We start from the raw sequence: 16,688 nt of genomic DNA, 5'->3' as shown, positions 1-16,688 counted from the left end.
GCAAAGGTTCTATTGCGGCAGAAAACGCCTTACCTTTGCCGCATGAATACGATCCTGCATCAGCGTCTTAACACAATACCATCTCCCTGCTTCATCCTCGAAGAAGCAAAACTCCGCCGAAATCTACAACTCATCGACTCTGTTCAGAAGGCCGCCGGTGTAACGATCATTCTGGCTCTGAAAGGCTTTTCCATGTACAGCGTGTTTCCGTTGGTACGCGAATACCTGAGTGGAGCCACGGCCAGTTCGCTTAATGAGATCAAGCTGGTGAACGATTACATGGGCGTAAAGGCGCATACCTATATACCCGCTTACCGCGACGACGAATTCGATGAAGTTGTTGAACGCAGCAGCCATCTGACATTCAACTCGTGGAACCAATGGGAACGCTTCAAAGACCGGGCTATTGGCCGTGTTTCGTGCGGAATACGCGTTAATCCACAGTATTCGGAGGTTGCTACCGATATGTATAATCCGTGTGTACCCGGCTCCCGCCTGGGGGCAACGCGCGACCAGCTCCCCGATCAATTACCCGAAGGGCTGGAAGGTATTCATTTTCATACCCTTTGCGAAAATGACTCGTTTACCCTCGAACGTACCCTCGATGCGCTTGAAAGTCGATTCGGCGATTTGCTTCATCAGGCAAAGTGGGTCAACTTCGGCGGGGGCCATCTGATGACGCGCGAAGGCTACGACACCAACCACCTGATTGGGCTACTCACTGCTTTCCGGCAGAAATATAATGTTGACGTACTTTTAGAGCCAGGTTCGGCCATCGCCTGGCAGACAGGAGTTCTGGTGTCAACGGTACTCGATATCATTGATAGCCAGGGTATTCATGTCGCTATTTTAGATACGTCGTTTGCGGCTCATATGCCCGATACGCTCGAAATGCCTTATAAGCCACGTATTATTAATTCCTACCACGAGCCCGTTGACGGAAAACCAACTTACAGACTGGGTGGAATGACCTGTCTGGCTGGTGATTTCATGGGTGATTACTCGTTTGACAAACCGCTGGAAATCGGTGATAATCTTGTCTTCGATGACATGATCCATTACACCATGGTGAAAACCACAACCTTTAACGGCGTGGGTTTACCAAGTATAGGCATCTGGAAAGAGAATGATCAGTTTCAGGTAGTACGCTCCTATGGGTACGATAGCTTTAAGGATCGGCTGAGTTGATCGGTTGGGTCTTAAGCTATTCCCGTACCAGTCTCTATGCCAAAAAACAAAAAACCTGCGCACAATATGGTCCGCAGGTTTTTATCAGACAGCTAAAGGTGTACTGCACAAGGCAATTACGGAAGTAAAACTACGCAACGTTTCCATTAACGGCAACGCAACGGTTCAGTTTATTTCTTCACGAACTCACGGTGGTAGGCCGCCTTGTACAGTTCTTCTTCTGGTAAACTCTTGAAATAGTCATACGTAATCCGTAATCCTTCTGCGCGAGACACTTTCGGCTCCCAGTCCAGAATTGCTTTTGCCTTGGTAATATCAGGCTGACGTTGTTTCGGGTCGTCCTTAGGCAAATCTTTTAATACGAGTTTCTGGCTCGTGCCGGTAAGCTTGATAATCTCTTCGCCAAACTCTTTAATGGTGATTTCCGATGGATTACCAATATTGACCGGATACGGATAGTCACTTAGCAACAGGCGATAAATACCTTCAACCAGATCGTCGACGTAGCAGAACGAGCGTGTCTGGCTACCATCGCCGAATACGGTTAGGTCTTCGCCCCGAAGCGCCTGACCAATGAAAGCAGGCAATACCCGACCGTCGTTCAGGCGCATCCGTGGGCCATAGGTATTGAAAATCCGGACAATGCGCGTCTCCAGCCCATGATAGGTATGATAGGCCATCGTCATTGCCTCCTGGAATCGCTTCGCTTCGTCGTAGACACCACGCGGCCCTACCGGGTTCACATTACCCCAATATTCTTCGTTTTGTGGGTGAACCGTTGGGTCTCCATACACTTCCGATGTTGACGCGATCAGCACACGAGCGCCTTTTACCCGCGCCAGGCCCAGGCAATTATGGATTCCCAGTGAACCTACTTTCAGGGTCTGAATCGGAATCTTGAGGTAATCGATCGGGCTGGCTGGCGAAGCAAAATGCAGGATATAATCCAACTCACCGGGAACATGAATGAATTTGGATACATCGTGATGGTAGAACTCAAAATTCGGCAGGTGGAACAGGTGTTCGATGTTACGAATGTCGCCGGTAATAAGGTTGTCCATCGCGATGACATGATAGCCTTCCTTGATGAACCGATCACACAAATGCGATCCTAAAAATCCGGCTCCGCCGGTAATTAAAACACGCTTCATTCAATATAGGGTTTGTGGTAAATTAAACACAGAGACACAAAGTTACAGCGTTTTATGGCTGTACTCTTTGTGTCTCTGTGTTTAAAACTACGCTTTTTGTTCGACTGGGGCCAGAACGGCTTCCCGGCCAACGCTAATGTATGTATAGTTCAACTCGCGCATTTGATCGAGTTCATACACGTTTCGACCGTCAAAGATAACCTTGTTCTTCAACAGCAGATTCATCTTATCGAAATCTGGCGTACGGAACAGCGGCCATTCAGTAATAATCATAAGTGCGTCGGCATCGTCTAATGCGGCATATTGTGTATGTGCGTACGAAACGGCATTACCAATCTGATTCCGCACATTTTCCATCGCTTCGGGGTCATATACCGTTACTTTAGCACCTGCTTCGATCAGGGCTTTGATGTTATCCAATGCGGGCGCTTCGCGGATATCATCGGTATAAGGTTTAAAAGCAAGTCCCCAGACAGCAATGGTTTTACCCGTCAGATCTCCACCGAAGTAGTCTAAAATCAGGGGCATCAGTTTCGTTTTCTGTGTATAGTTAACCTCCATTACTGATTTCAATACTCTGAAATCATAATCGAAATCCTGCGCTGTTTTCGCCAGTGCCTGTACATCTTTGGGGAAACAGCTTCCACCATATCCAATACCGGCAAACAGGAATCGCTTCCCAATCCGGCTATCGGTACCAATACCGCGACGAATGTCATCTACATTAGCGCCAGCCCGTTCACAGAGATTGGCAATCTCGTTCATGAACGTGATTTTCGTAGCAAGAAACGCATTGGCTGCATATTTAGTCATTTCAGCCGAACGCTCGTCCATGAAAATAATGGGGTTCCCCTGACGTACCAGGGGCGCGTAGAGTCGATTCATGACGCCTTTCGCCCGCTCTGATTTTGTACCGATCACAACCCGGTCAGGTTTCATGAAATCTTCAACGGCTACACCTTCGCGCAAAAACTCAGGGTTAGACACTACATCGAAATCTACCTTCGCATTATCGGCAATGTGAGCGTGCACTTTTTCAGCAGTACCGACTGGAACTGTGCTCTTATCGACAATAACCGCGTATTGGCTTAGAATAGGACCCAGATCACTGGCTACCTTCAAAATATATTTCAGGTCAGCAGAGCCATCTTCACCCGGAGGAGTCGGCAGCGCCAAAAAGATTACTTCAGCCCCTTTAATTCCTTCTTCCAGGTTCGTCGTGAACGACAAACGGCCCTGTTCTACATTTCGATGGAAGAGTACATCCAGGCCAGGCTCATAAATCGGCATAATGCCATTATTAAGCTTTTCTACTTTGCGTACGTCGATATCAACGCATGTTACCTGGTTGCCGGTCTCAGCGAAACACGTCCCCGTGACAAGGCCTACATATCCAGTTCCTACAACTGCCAGTTTCATATAAAAATGTCAAAGTAAAATTTGCGAACGATTACGGTATATATTACGGACGCTTAAGTCGGCCCGATGTCACAAAAATAGGAGTTTTTTAATAACTGCCTAGCCCTAAAGTGTAATTATGACTTATCGGTAAACAATTCGTCACCTACCAAATGCACTGAACATTAACTCTGGTAGCCTCGTAACAAATATACGATTTAACTTTATTATAACTCAAAAAATTTAAAAATAGCGTAATTGGTAACATAATAAACTATGGACCTTATTTTGCTAGTTAATATTGCCTAGAAAGTGTCCAGTAAAAAACCATTGGAGTTTCAATAGAATTTAGCGATATTTCTATTCGATCACTTCATCGAGTCACACCCTTATATGACCAACGAAATTGTAGAAAATCAAGAATTAATAGCCCAATCGGTTCGGGATTTGAGTGAACGCTTGATTCGCCCAAACGTGCGCCAATGGGATGAAGAGCAACATTTTCCTGCCAGCTTATTTAAACAGTTGGGTGATCATGGCCTCATGGGAATGCTGGTACCCACAGCCTATGGCGGAACAGGTTTAGGGTACCGCGAATATGTAACAGCTATTGTGGAGCTTTCCCGCGTGGATGGTGCCGTAGGGCTGTCAATGGCTGCCCACAATTCGTTGTGCACAAACCATATTTTATTATTCGGCAACGAAAATCAGAAACAAACATACCTTCCCCGGTTAGCAACTGCAGAGTGGATCGGCGCGTGGGGTCTGACTGAGCCCAATACTGGTTCTGATGCAGGTAATATGCGCACAACGGCTAGTCGTCAGGGCGACGGCTGGATTTTGAATGGAGCCAAGAATTTTATAACGCATGGCAAAAGTGGAAACGTTGCGGTAGTGATCGCCCGAACGGGTGAACCAAACAAACCACACAATGCTACTGCGTTCGTCGTTGAACGGGGTACACCCGGTTTTTCGGGTGGCCGAAAAGAAGATAAAATGGGGATGCGTGCTTCAGAAACGGCCGAAATGCTGTTTCAGGACTGTTACATTCCCGACAGCCAACGGCTAGGTGCAATAGGAGACGGCTTTATCCAGTCATTAAAGGTTCTGGATGGTGGTCGTATTTCAATTGCTGCATTAAGTTTGGGAATAGCTTATGGTGCCTACGATGCTGCTTTAGCCTATGCCAAAGAGCGGGAACAATTCGGGCAGCCCATTGCGAATTTTCAAGGGATCAGCTTTAAACTGGCCGATATGGCCACCGATATTGAAGCGGCAAAATTATTGACCTACCAGGCAGCCGATTTGAAAGATGCCGGCAAACCCGTAACGAAAGAATCGGCGATGGCTAAACTGTTTGCTTCAGAAACCGCCGTTCGGGTGGCTAATGAAGCGGTTCAAATTTTTGGTGGTTATGGCTATACAAAGGATTTTCCGGCGGAGAAGTTTTACCGGGATGCCAAGCTTTGTACGATTGGAGAAGGAACGAGCGAAATCCAGAAAGTGGTCATTTCGCGACAAATACTCAAATAAGTTGAACCGCACAGGCAACCCTGTGCGGTTCAGAAATTTACACGGTTCGGCGTGAGCCTTTAATCAGAGCGGCAATACCCAGAATGATGACGGCACCAACAAATGAGGTTAGAATCTGATCTACTACACCACCAGCTCTACCAAATATCCAGCCGCCTACAAAACCACCGGCAATACCCAGCAGAATTTCAATGACGAGCGAAAACGAAAAGCGCTTAAATACAAGATCGGCGAGCCATCCGGCAACCGCACCTACTAATATTGAAACTAGGATTCCCATGATTATTAACTGTTGAGTGAAAAATCTATTACAAAAACAGATACATAACCGTCGTCACCTGAACTTTGTTTAAGGCTGAATACCAATTACAACCAACATTCGTCCGGTTTGGCCTTGCTCTGCGCGATAGGAAAAATAATCATCGTTATTTAACACAGTCGAAAAAGTCGATATGCCGATTTGGGCCGGTGGAACCCCATAATCAACGAGCTGCTGTCTGTTAGCAGCTTTCAGATTGATACAATCTTTTAAGGTACTGGAATCTTTCTGCTTAAAGGCCATCGCAAACTGTTCGGCTACTTCAGGCCCAACCTCAAATGAATTTTCGTCGATACAGGTCCCGATATAGGCATAGCATTGATCAGCGACTGTTCCGAACTGCTGCTGCATCGTCGCCAATGTTTTGGTAACAATTTCGCCTGCTGTTCCGCGCCATCCTGCATGAATGGCAGCTACGGCCTGGTTCGCTTTGTCATAAATTAAGATTGGAACACAATCGGCAACAGTGACGCCAACAAATAAACCTGGTTTATCGGTGATGAGTGCATCATAGCCGTCAAAACGGCCACCTTCCGTAGCATATAGAATAGCCGTTCCGTGAACCTGATGCGACGATGCAAAGTGGCTTTCTGATTCCTCTACACCCAGGGCACTGAAGAAACGACGGCGATTTTCAATCACATTACCTGGCTCATCGGATGTGTTTATGCCCAGATTGAGCGACGAAAACGGAGCAGGACTGACTCCTCCATGTCGGGTACTTTCGGCTGCGATTAACCGGTTAAAGTCAGATAATATAGCAGGAATGCGATAGAGAGACATTATATCTAAAAAGTGTTTCAGGCGTCGTAGCTGTCATTGGCCATAACAAAATTGCGCTCAAATCCCCATCTATCCTAAAGACCGTTTCCTCAACCGCCCCCATTTTTCCGCCATTCATCAAGTTGGCAAACCGCTCCGGTAGTTTGTAATGCATAGTACCATCTATCACCTATACCTTTGGATCATCAATCGGGAATAACCCGGCTAGATTTTAAAACGGAAATAAAAAAACTAACATATCATGAAAACGTTCATCAAACCTCTGCTTCTTACTCTTTCACTGGGTATTCTTACATCATTGACTTCTTTTTCTGAAGCGAAACCAATCGGTCGTCCAACCAGCGCAGTAGCCTACAAAGCGGGCGTTTACACAACCGTTAACGGCAAATTGAACATTGCTCTTGACAAAGAAACCGGCGGCACCGTCGACATTCGCCTGAAAAATTCTCAGGGTGTAGTTTTATACAGTCAGCACCTGAATAAAAACGAAAGTCAGTACCGCACTCGCCTGAATCTGAGCGACCTTCCAGATGGCGTATATCAGGTAGAAATCACGAACGGCGTTGAAACGACAACGCACAACATCACACTCTCGACTCAACAGCCTAGCGCACCAAGCCGAGTAGTTGCCTTAAACTAACAACTAAGATTCATTTTTCGACAAGACCTCAACTGGCTACCAGTTGAGGTCTTGTCATTTCCGATCCATCCATAAAGCGTCTGGAACAGGCTATCAAGCTTTCAAGCAGAGCAATTGATCGGCAACTGGTTTTAGTGGATGTGACATAGCCACTGCACCGTTTTAACCATAGGAATTAGTGCTTCTTTGCCAATAATATAAACGCTTAAGCCTAGTACAGACCATCCAAAAAGCATTCGGGTTCTAAGACCCGAAACAAACCTCGATACATACGAACCTACCAGAATGCCCAGCACGGCCAAGCTGGTAAAAACCAACAGAAATGGCCAGTTAAACCGCTCCATTGTCGTGTCGCTCAGGAAACCGGTAAATGAATTGACAGCTATAATTAACAATGACGTACCAACTGCTTTTTTCATTGGCAACCGCATCAGTATTACTAAAGCTGGTATAATCAAAAAGCCACCGCCAATACCTGCCAGCCCAGTCAAACTACCTGCCAATATACCGGTCAGGATCGTTAATGAGTCGCGATATTGGGGTAGGACTGCTCCGTTATTCTCCTGGCTTCTTTCTCCTTTGATCATCGAAAAAGAAGCGACCAGCATGATAAAGGCAAAAAAAAGAAGAAAGGCGAGTGCTTTACTCAGTCGAAATGATTCGTGGACAAAAATTGGGTCAGGAATAGTCGGAATAACGTATCGACGGATCACAAATACGACGCCGGATGATGGAATCGAAAACAGCAGGGCAATCCGGTAGTGAATTTGTTCGTGGATGTAATTAACCGTTCCAATAAGCGCGGTTGTGCCTACTACAAACAGCGAATAAGCCGTTGAAAGTATAGGATCAATGCCCAATAAATACACTAGCACGGGTATGGTTAACATACTTCCTCCTCCTCCCATAAGGCCCAGGCAAAAACCTATGAGCACCGAACAAAAGAAGCCAAGTTCCTGCATGATTATTATCGTTCATCTTTTGTTGTCATTCGACTATTACTGACCTACTACTGGCCACTTTTACATCAGCCGGCAAAAATGTAAGCACATCCTTTCTCCTGCGCCCGACCGAGCGCCCACACGCCAGAGGGAACGGGCTGAATGCCGGGCAGTAAACCCGAGAGCCAGTCTTTTTTCACATCGTCTGGCTTTTGATTAATGCCCTGAGCAACAGCCGCACTGTAAACAGACATGGCTGCTTCGCAGACGCAGAACTTTACACCACTGGCTTGCAGTTCGTTGATGCCAATCGCTACATTACCTATGCCCGGAAATTTATAGTCACCTGCCTTGGGTTTCCAAAACGGATTACGAGTTGCGGGCTTATTCGTAGCCGGATCGTCGGCTTTGAAAACGTCGCCAAATTTGTATTTCTCCCATAAACGGTCTTCAAACGCATACGGAATCGCATCGTGACGGAGCACAACCACGACACTATTTTCTGCTTCAGGAGTGCCCGTAGCCCCATTAGTCAGTAGAAACACCCGTGGCCAGGCAAAAGGGAAAAGACCATGAGGTCGAGTTGCATCAAAAACGACCTTGTGTTTGCCCTTAATGTCGTTAAACCAGGCATCGGCGCTATCTACACTATTTTCCAGTACAGGTTCGAGTCCTGCCTGCGCTGCCTGTGGATTAGCGAATGTGGCCACGCTCAAAGCTGCTACCCCACTGGTTAGTGCGCCCAGAAATTCGCGACGGGGTGTCGATTGATTGTCATTCATTGGTTTCATGAGAAAAGTGGTTATATGTATGGGTAAGGAAAAGATTATGCGTTTTCTGTTTCAGCAGCCCGCGTCAAATTCAGGTAAGACAATAGCCTGATGGTAAAGTGTATACCTTACCATTGGGAGTCTGAGTAGTGTCTTTTTGATAGCTACCCGATTAAAAAATGAATCGCAGGCTTGGCGTAAACTGCCAGAAAGGTCCCTCTAAAAACTTAGTTGTTTTTGGCTCATATACCTTGTTGTTTAAATGGGTTTAAGTCCATTCCCAGGCACGTTGTCGAACATTATACGGGCTTAATGTTCTGATTCACCCGAAACAGATTAGTCGGGTCGTATTTAGCCTTTACTGCCACCAATCGATCGTAGTTATCGCCGTATGTGGCCTTTACACGGTCTTCACCTTCTTCCATCATAAAATTGATGTAAGCACCTCCGGCACCGTATGGGTGTAAATCCTGCCAGTAATTTTTGGCCCAACTGGTGATCAGTGCACCGTTAGCCGGGTCAGGATCAACACCGACGATAACCATTGCCCAGGTAGCGTCCCGATAATTCCAGGCAGTATCCTGATTGCGTACCCGTGCAGCCGCACCATTGATGGGGTATAAATGCATGGTCGAAAGCATGGTTGGGAGTTGGGCAGCATGTTGACAATGAATATCGATTACCTCGTCGCTCAGCTCATTGACATAATCAGCCTTCCAGTACCATTGCATTCCCGGCGGATAAAGCGGATCGAATAGGCCCTGTAATACGGGTACCGGCATTGGTCCGACCAGATCGAGTGCCGGGGTTTTCATTTGACGAATTGGGTCCAGTAGTTTATCAGCGTCTTCAGTGGGGCCACTATAACACCACAGAATACCACACATTTTTTTCAGATGAAGATGTTCTGGAAATGGCGGGCCGGGGGGTACGGTCAGGAATGCAAACCAGCCATTGATCTCATCAGGAGCATCTTTAATGTAGGAACGATACCACTGCATGATCTCTTTAGCATCTTCCAGTTCGTAGAGTATTGGCCCGGCAACGACCGTGCTGATCGGATGGGCATGAAACAGAAAAGAGGTAATAACCCCAAAATTGCCGCCACCGCCCCGAATAGCCCAGAATAAATCCTCGTTTTCACTGGCCGATGCCTTTACGACCCGGCCGTCGGCCAGCACGACAGTAGCCTCCAGCAGATTGTCAATGGTCAACCCGCAATGCCGGGTCAGATAACCAAGACCACCACCGAGCGTAAGACCAGCCAGGCCCGTTGTTCCGTTAATACCCGTTGGTACAGCTAAGCCATAGGGATGTGTTGCGGCATCTAAATCTTTCAATAAACAGCCTCCTTCAGCCCAAACGGTCTGTTTCTCGGCATTAACCTCAATCCGCTTCATGCCTGACAAATCAATTACCAGACCATCATCGCAGACGCCTAATCCCGCTCCATTGTGCCCACCTCCTTTGATTGCCAGCAACAAGCTGGTTTCTCTGGCATAGTTAACCATTGCCACCACATCTTCCACCGTATCACATTGAGCAATCAGGGCTGGATGCTTATCAATCATCCCGTTATAAACCTTACGCGCCACATGGTATTCCGGGTGCTGCGGATCAATGAGTTTCCCCTTCAATTGAGGAATAGCTACTGTTTCCATAATTAGAATAGATTTGGTTTAAGAGTGAAAGCGTATAGAACAGACTAACTAAAGCTCAATTGCTTACGGTATTGCAGGGGTGATTCGCCGAACTGATTCTTAAACACGCGACTAAAGTGCGACCCACTCTCGAAACCACTCTCCCGCACAATATCACTGATACTTTTCTCCGTGGTTCTCAGCAAGATGCCGGCATGCGATAACCGTTTTTGCAGAAGCCACTGAGCAGGCGGTATATTGAACATCCGTTTGAACTCACGCTTGAAGGTGGGCAAACTTTGATGGGCCAATTGAGCAAACTCATGGAGCGATAGATTGTACATAAAATTAGTCTCCATAATCATGTACAACGACGGGCTAGTACGTTTAGCAAGTTTGCCGAGATACCCGACCAATGATTGATTACCAGGTTCGGCCTGAATAGCCAGAAACAATTCCCGAAAACATTGTTCAAGCATCGCTTCAGTCGGTGCCTGCCCATCGGTAAAGTAAGCCAGCATTCGTTGCGCCAACTGGCTAATCAGGTCATTGATTTTTAACTCATTAACCTGATCAAAAAGCGATTCTGGCTCTGATTTCTGATCATAAATCTGTGGATAATTTTCAACAAGCTGTTGCAGATAACTGTCCGGTATGTAGAAGTTCATCGACCGCCAGCCTTCATCCAGATAAAGCTCCTGATTATAGGCTCCTGTTTTGAAAAAATAGCAATGTCCCTCCTCCAATAAGTAAGTATTATCAGGTCGATGAATCAACTTTCTGCCTTCTATAACAAAGGAGAGAATATTGTAATGCGTAAACACATCCACCTTCCGAATGGTCTGCGGACAGTAGTAGTATACAAACATCAAATCTTTACAGTTAAACTGTTTGTAAAGCTCTGGCTGGTAGCGCAAAAATTCATACACATTTATCATGGCAATGCAGGATAAGAGCTTGGCCTTTAGTCGAAAAGCCACAGAAAACAGGCAACACATCCATGTCGCCATTTCAGCCAATACAGGTAGAACTGATTAAGCGGTTAGGGTCCGTTCCGTCGGCCCTATACGTTGTTTTCGATAGTGTTGGGGCGAAAGGCCAAATTTGTCTTTGAAGACCCGGCTGAAATGTGAACCATTTTCAAAACCACTGTCAAAAACAATATCACCAATGCTTTTTTCAGTTGTTCTGAGTAGAATCAAGGCATAATCGAGCCGCTTCTGAATGAGCCATTGAGCGGGCGTTGTATTGAATAGGCTTCTGAATTCACGCTTAAAGGAGGCCAAACTACGATTGGCAATCTGAGCGTACTCATTGAGTGACAGATGGTACATGTAATTAGCCTCAAGCACCTCATAAAGCGATATACGAGGGCGATCGGTCAGGCTATTGAGATAGGTGACCAGGGCATAATTATCAGGATTGATAAGCAGGGTAAATAACAATTCCCGAAACCGCTCTTCCAGTACCTCTCCAGTAGGTTCTATTTCCTGTTCAAAGTAGTTTAACAAGGTTTGTACGAAGCCAGTCGTAGTTTCATTGACGGCCAATTCAATAATCGGCTCGGTAGGCTGGTTTGTAATGGGTTTCCCCCGGTAGAATTGCCGAAAACTTCGGATGAGCTGTTGTAAATAGGTATCCGGTATATAGCACGTCAATGCCCGGAAGCCTTCATCCAGATACACTTCCTGAATAAATCCACCTTTTTTGACAAATTCCAGGCTCCCCTTCGCAAATGTCCAGCTCTTTCCCTGCCGGTAAATGCGTTTGCTTCCGCTGACAACAAATGAAAGGTAGCTATGATGCGAAAATATGTCATCCCGGTGTTGCGACTGTGGGCAATCATAGTAGGCAAACAGAAGATCTTTACATGCGAACTGCCTGTAAATATCTGGTTGGTACTTTAAGAAGTCGTATACATTTGTCATAGCTTCGATCGAAAAGTTAACCAACTGACTGATAGAACAAAACTAGACAATATCACGCAAGCTTATTTTGCTGTACGGCTCAATTTATTGCCTGTAAAGGTCAATTTATAGCACGACCAACAAGATAGATCAACTATTCCCCCAGATCCTTTATTTCCTGTACTGACCAGTTAACAACTACCGCTATTTTACGAATCGGCAAATCGGTTGAAAACGCCCAAATCATCAGTAATTGCGGGCATTCGGGAATCAGTCAGGCAGATGGTCTCTGACATCTTTAGAGTTCAGGCCAAAAGAAAATACGCATCCATTCTCATACCCGCCAACATCAGCCGTTCTTTTTTGTTTTATATTCAAGAAATTTTTGACTTGAACCGAGTATCCAGAAGCATCAATATCCGTACTAAACACGAGTAACCAGCTACTAATCTGCATTCAGCTCCGCCAAAGCCCGTTCGAATTAACACGACACAACCTGTTCGACTCCAAGCCAATTGAACCTAATTCATGGTATCCTCCCAGCCTCTGACCTCCTCCACTCCCTGGACTACCGTTGCATCCGATACACCATTCTGGTCAGAACTGGCCCAAACGTTACTTCCTTTTTACGTCAATACCTGCCGTTGGTTTGCGGGTAAAGCCCGGCAGCAAACCGGCTTTTCGGTCCAGACAATACATACATTAACGCTATCCGATGGCGACGTAGCCTATCTGTTAATTCTGGAAGCAACCTATGCCGACGGCATTCCCGAACATTATCTGCTGCCGCTGTCGTTCATGACCGACTCCCTGGTTGATGTGCCCGACAAAGGCCGCATCGGTGAGGCTACTCTTGGCGGTCAATTGGGGCTTCTGATCGATGCCATCTACGACGAACGCTTCCGGCACGCTTTGTTCACCAACATCTATACCAATCAGGTGATAGCGCAATCGGATGGTCAACTGGTTTTTCGTAAAGGCAAAGGGCTGGAAGAAGGCGATGAGAACCTGCGTTCAAGCGTGCTGCCTGTCGATTCGAGTAATTCGGCGATGACCTTCGGCGATAAATATTTTCTTAAACTCTATCGTAAGCTCTTTCAGGAGACCAACCCCGAAGTCGATATGGTGGCCTTTCTGACGGACGAAAGCAACTTCAACCACATTCCGGCCTTTGGCGGAAGCATTAGCTGGCAACAAGCCAATACCAATCCATCGGAGGAACGTTCGGATATTACGCTGGGAATGATGCAGCGTATGGTCCAGAATGACAAAGACTCGTGGATGCAAACCGGCGACTACCTCAACGATTTTCTGTTTGCCGTGCCCCAACGCCTGTTTGCCATTCGGGAAGATGTTTTCGAGAAGGTTGAGTTATTAGGAAAGCGAACCGGCGAAATGCACTGTGCACTCTATAAGCCGGAGGCCAATGAAGCCTTTGCTCCTGAACCATTTACGGATGAGTATCGCGAATTTCTGATTAAACGTTTTGGCGATCTACTTGAGCGTCGATACGCGCTGCTTATCGACAACTATACGAAGCTCGATCCTCAAACGCAGCGATTGGCCTGGGTGTTTATGGAGGCCCGCGAGATGATCGAGACGTTTATTGACGATTTCCGAAACCGTCCGATCGATTCACTACGCATTCGCATTCACGGTGATTACCACCTTGGGCAAGTACTGGCAGCCGCCAATGATTTTGTAGTGATCGACTTCGAGGGAGAACCGGAAAGTAGCATTACCGACCGAAAAATCAAGCACTCCCCCCTCAAAGATGTGGCGGGTATGATCCGGTCTTATCACTACGCGGTTTCGGCCAAACTTTTTAACTCCATAGAAACCGACGCCCTCCATCCCGAACATTTACAACGTGTTTCCGATCGGTGGTTTTATCTCATCCGCGATACGTTTTTAAACTCGTATCTGGATGTTTTCGGGACTCCGCATCCATTATTCAAAAACAACAATGAGGTAAATTTCCTGTTACTGGTTTATCTCCTCGAAAAGGCTGTTTATGAATTGGGCTACGAAATTAGTTACCGCCCCTCCTGGGTTAAAATTCCGCTCAGGGGTATTATCGACGTCGTTCGTGAAATCGAGAAAATTCGCCTGAGCGATGGCGAAAGCGTGCCCAACATACCAATGCTTCAAACAGCTCTGCTACAATCGAAAAGCGAATAGTTTTACAAAGGGTAACCACACATACCCTTTGACGAAGTAAGCCAACCACGCCCCAACACGAACAGTAAAAATTGAAGCATCGATAGATTGTACAGGTGCTTCATGAAGAACGGTAAGGAATTTTTCTAACTTTCCGGCCCTGATCACGTTCAATAACGTAGCTATACTAGTTCCTAAACAATGGCAAAACGCAAAACCACGACGTCACCGTCTACAATTCCACCGGCTGAAATCAAGCAGCCAGAACAGCCTGCCTCTTCGCCACAAAACACCAATGAACCGGTGAAATCGGATATCTATTCCCGTTTTACGGATTTCGATATTTATCTATTTCGGGCAGGGAAACATCAGAAGCTTTACGAAAAATTTGGCTCACACGTCGTTGAGTTTAACGGCGTTGTTGGTACTTATTTCGCAGTTTGGGCACCTTCTGCGCGGTATGTATCTGTGATCGGCAGTTTTAATAGCTGGGACAAAGCTAGTCATCCGCTGAAAGTTCGCTGGGATTCTTCGGGTATCTGGGAAGCATTTATTCCGAACACGGGCCGGGGCGAATCTTACAAATATTTCATTGTTCATGAAGGAGGACGTGAAATTGAAAAAGGCGATCCGTATGCACACTGGTGGGAAACTCCTCCCAAAACAGCTTCATTAGTCTGGGATACTTACTATGAATGGCAGGATCAGGACTGGATGGCGAACCGAAAGGCCAAAAATGCCCTTAATGCCCCTTTTTCGGTCTATGAGGTTCATTTATCCTCCTGGCGACGTGACCCTTCAGATCCAAAACGCGAACTGAGCTACGGCGAAATTGCCAATGCGCTTGTTCCGTATGTACAGGATATGGGCTTCACGCATGTTGAGTTCATGCCGGTTATGCAATACCCTTACGAACCCTCCTGGGGCTATCAGATTACAGGCTACTATGCGCCTAGCAGCCGCTTTGGTACACCGCAGGATTTCATGCATTTGATCGAGCGATTGCACCAGGCGGGCATTGGCGTATTGCTCGACTGGGTTCCCTCCCACTTCCCCGGCGATGCACACGGTCTGTATGAGTTCGATGGGTCACATCTCTACGAACACCCCGATCCACGCAAAGGCTACCATCCCGACTGGAAAAGCTACATTTTCAACTACAGCCGACCAGAGGTTCGTTCTTTTCTGATCTCTAACGCCATTTTCTGGCTCGACCGTTGCCATGCCGATGGGCTGCGGGTCGATGCCGTTGCCTCCATGCTCTACCTGGATTATTCCCGGAATGCCGGAGAATGGGAACCGAACATGTTTGGCGGCCGCGAAAATCTGGAGGCCATTTCGCTCTTTAAAGAAATTAACGAAGCGATTTATCTCAGCTTTCCGGATGTACAGACGGTGGCCGAAGAGTCGACTGCTTTTCCGGGTGTATCGCGCCCCGTTTACACCGGCGGATTGGGTTTTGGCATGAAATGGATGATGGGCTGGATGAACGACACACTACGCTACTTCCAGCGGGATCCGGCTTTTCGCAAATTCCATCAGGACAATCTGACCTTTAGTACAGTCTATGCCTTCACTGAAAACTTCATGCTCCCCCTTTCGCATGATGAGGTCGTGTATGGCAAGAAATCGCTTATTGGTAAAATGCCGGGCGATGAATGGCAACGTTTTGCCAATTTAAGGCTATTGTTCTCCTATATGTTTACGCACTCCGGCAGTAAACTGCTGTTTATGGGCGGTGAATTTGGGCAAACATCAGAATGGAAATTCGACGACAGCCTCGACTGGCATTTGCTGGAATTTGCTCCTCATAAAGGCATGGCAGCCTGCGTTCGAGCTTTAAACAAACTCTACAGAAACGAGCCTGCTATGTACGAACGCACCTACACAGCCGACGGTTTTGAATGGATTGACACATCAGATCGGGAAAATAGTATCATTACCTACATCCGTAAAGGCAATCGCCCCGAAGACAGTTTGCTGATTGTTCTCAATATGACTCCGATTCCCCGCTCCGACTACCGCATTGGCGTACCAACTTCGGGTTCATATCGGGAAATTTTCAATAGTGACTCCACCGAGTTCTATGGTAGTGGCATTGGCAATACATCACCAATTCAGAGTGAAGAATCTTCGTGGCATGGACGCCCGCAATCAATCCGTTTAAATGTGCCGCCACTAGGTGCTATTGCCCTAAAAATTGGCTAATAACATAGTTTTTTGTGCGATTACACTGATTTAAGGATTAACTTGATTTT

14 protein-coding genes are annotated in these 16,688 nt (G+C 46.7%); 5 read left to right on the top strand and 9 right to left on the bottom strand.

The window, feature by feature from the left end; all coding sequences use genetic code 11:
- The first annotated feature begins 42 nt into the window (after positions 1-42).
- The gene (nspC, locus tag GJR95_RS21360) at positions 43-1,188 is read left to right on the top strand and encodes a carboxynorspermidine decarboxylase (protein ID WP_162387790.1); all 1,146 of its coding nucleotides are present in this window, start codon (positions 43-45) and stop codon (positions 1,186-1,188) included.
- 170 nt (positions 1,189-1,358) lie between these two features.
- On the opposite strand, the gene GJR95_RS21355 is transcribed toward nspC, so the two are convergent.
- Positions 1,359-2,339 (bottom strand): UDP-glucuronic acid decarboxylase family protein, encoded by a 981-nt coding sequence (locus tag GJR95_RS21355; RefSeq protein ID WP_162387789.1) that lies wholly within the window; start codon positions 2,337-2,339, stop codon positions 1,359-1,361.
- 87 nt (positions 2,340-2,426) lie between these two features.
- Positions 2,427-3,758 (bottom strand): UDP-glucose dehydrogenase family protein, encoded by a 1,332-nt coding sequence (locus GJR95_RS21350; protein ID WP_162387788.1) that lies wholly within the window; start codon positions 3,756-3,758, stop codon positions 2,427-2,429.
- Between the two features lie 372 nt (positions 3,759-4,130).
- On the opposite strand from GJR95_RS21350, the gene GJR95_RS21345 reads away from it, so the two are divergent.
- Entirely contained in the window at positions 4,131-5,270 is a 1,140-nt protein-coding gene (locus tag GJR95_RS21345; protein WP_162387787.1) for an acyl-CoA dehydrogenase family protein, read from the top strand.
- A gap of 37 nt (positions 5,271-5,307) precedes the next feature.
- Here the strand turns inward: GJR95_RS21345 and GJR95_RS21340 are convergent, their stop codons facing one another.
- Together GJR95_RS21340 and pgeF are read right to left on the bottom strand one after the other, a co-directional pair.
- The gene (locus GJR95_RS21340; RefSeq protein ID WP_162387786.1) at positions 5,308-5,550 is read right to left on the bottom strand and encodes a GlsB/YeaQ/YmgE family stress response membrane protein; all 243 of its coding nucleotides are present in this window, start codon (positions 5,548-5,550) and stop codon (positions 5,308-5,310) included.
- A 69-nt stretch (positions 5,551-5,619) separates the two neighbouring features.
- Entirely contained in the window at positions 5,620-6,372 is a 753-nt protein-coding gene (pgeF, locus tag GJR95_RS21335) for a peptidoglycan editing factor PgeF (protein WP_162387785.1), read from the bottom strand.
- Positions 6,373-6,613: 241 nt separating this feature from the next.
- Between pgeF and GJR95_RS21330 the strand changes: the two genes are divergently transcribed.
- Complete coding sequence (locus GJR95_RS21330) at positions 6,614-7,012, top strand: T9SS type A sorting domain-containing protein (protein WP_162387784.1); 399 nt, start codon at positions 6,614-6,616, stop codon at positions 7,010-7,012.
- 131 nt (positions 7,013-7,143) lie between these two features.
- Here the strand turns inward: GJR95_RS21330 and GJR95_RS21325 are convergent, their stop codons facing one another.
- From GJR95_RS21325 to GJR95_RS21305, 5 genes are all read right to left on the bottom strand, one after another.
- Complete coding sequence (locus GJR95_RS21325; RefSeq protein ID WP_162387783.1) at positions 7,144-7,974, bottom strand: sulfite exporter TauE/SafE family protein; 831 nt, start codon at positions 7,972-7,974, stop codon at positions 7,144-7,146.
- A gap of 65 nt (positions 7,975-8,039) precedes the next feature.
- Positions 8,040-8,744: a hypothetical protein gene (locus GJR95_RS21320; RefSeq protein ID WP_162387782.1), complete on the bottom strand. Its 705-nt coding sequence runs from the start codon at positions 8,742-8,744 to the stop codon at positions 8,040-8,042.
- A gap of 278 nt (positions 8,745-9,022) precedes the next feature.
- Complete coding sequence (locus GJR95_RS21315; RefSeq protein WP_162387781.1) at positions 9,023-10,384, bottom strand: FAD-binding oxidoreductase; 1,362 nt, start codon at positions 10,382-10,384, stop codon at positions 9,023-9,025.
- Between the two features lie 44 nt (positions 10,385-10,428).
- Positions 10,429-11,301: a helix-turn-helix domain-containing protein gene (locus GJR95_RS21310; protein WP_162387780.1), complete on the bottom strand. Its 873-nt coding sequence runs from the start codon at positions 11,299-11,301 to the stop codon at positions 10,429-10,431.
- Positions 11,302-11,397: 96 nt separating this feature from the next.
- Positions 11,398-12,291, bottom strand: a complete 894-nt coding sequence (locus tag GJR95_RS21305) for a helix-turn-helix domain-containing protein (protein WP_162387779.1) — start codon at positions 12,289-12,291, stop codon at positions 11,398-11,400.
- A 507-nt stretch (positions 12,292-12,798) separates the two neighbouring features.
- Here GJR95_RS21305 and GJR95_RS21300 point away from each other — a divergent pair.
- On the top strand, positions 12,799-14,451 hold the full coding sequence (locus GJR95_RS21300; protein ID WP_162387778.1) for a putative maltokinase: 1,653 nt from the start codon (positions 12,799-12,801) through the stop codon (positions 14,449-14,451).
- A gap of 180 nt (positions 14,452-14,631) precedes the next feature.
- Entirely contained in the window at positions 14,632-16,638 is a 2,007-nt protein-coding gene (gene glgB / locus GJR95_RS21295) for a 1,4-alpha-glucan branching protein GlgB (protein WP_162387777.1), read from the top strand.
- Positions 16,639-16,688 lie beyond the last annotated feature (50 nt).

The sequence above is a fragment of the Spirosoma endbachense genome, assembly GCF_010233585.1.
Taxonomy (GTDB): Bacteria; Bacteroidota; Bacteroidia; order Cytophagales; family Spirosomataceae; genus Spirosoma; species Spirosoma endbachense.
Note: the sequence above shows the minus strand (reverse complement) of the source record. Positions and strands in the feature narration are given on the sequence as shown.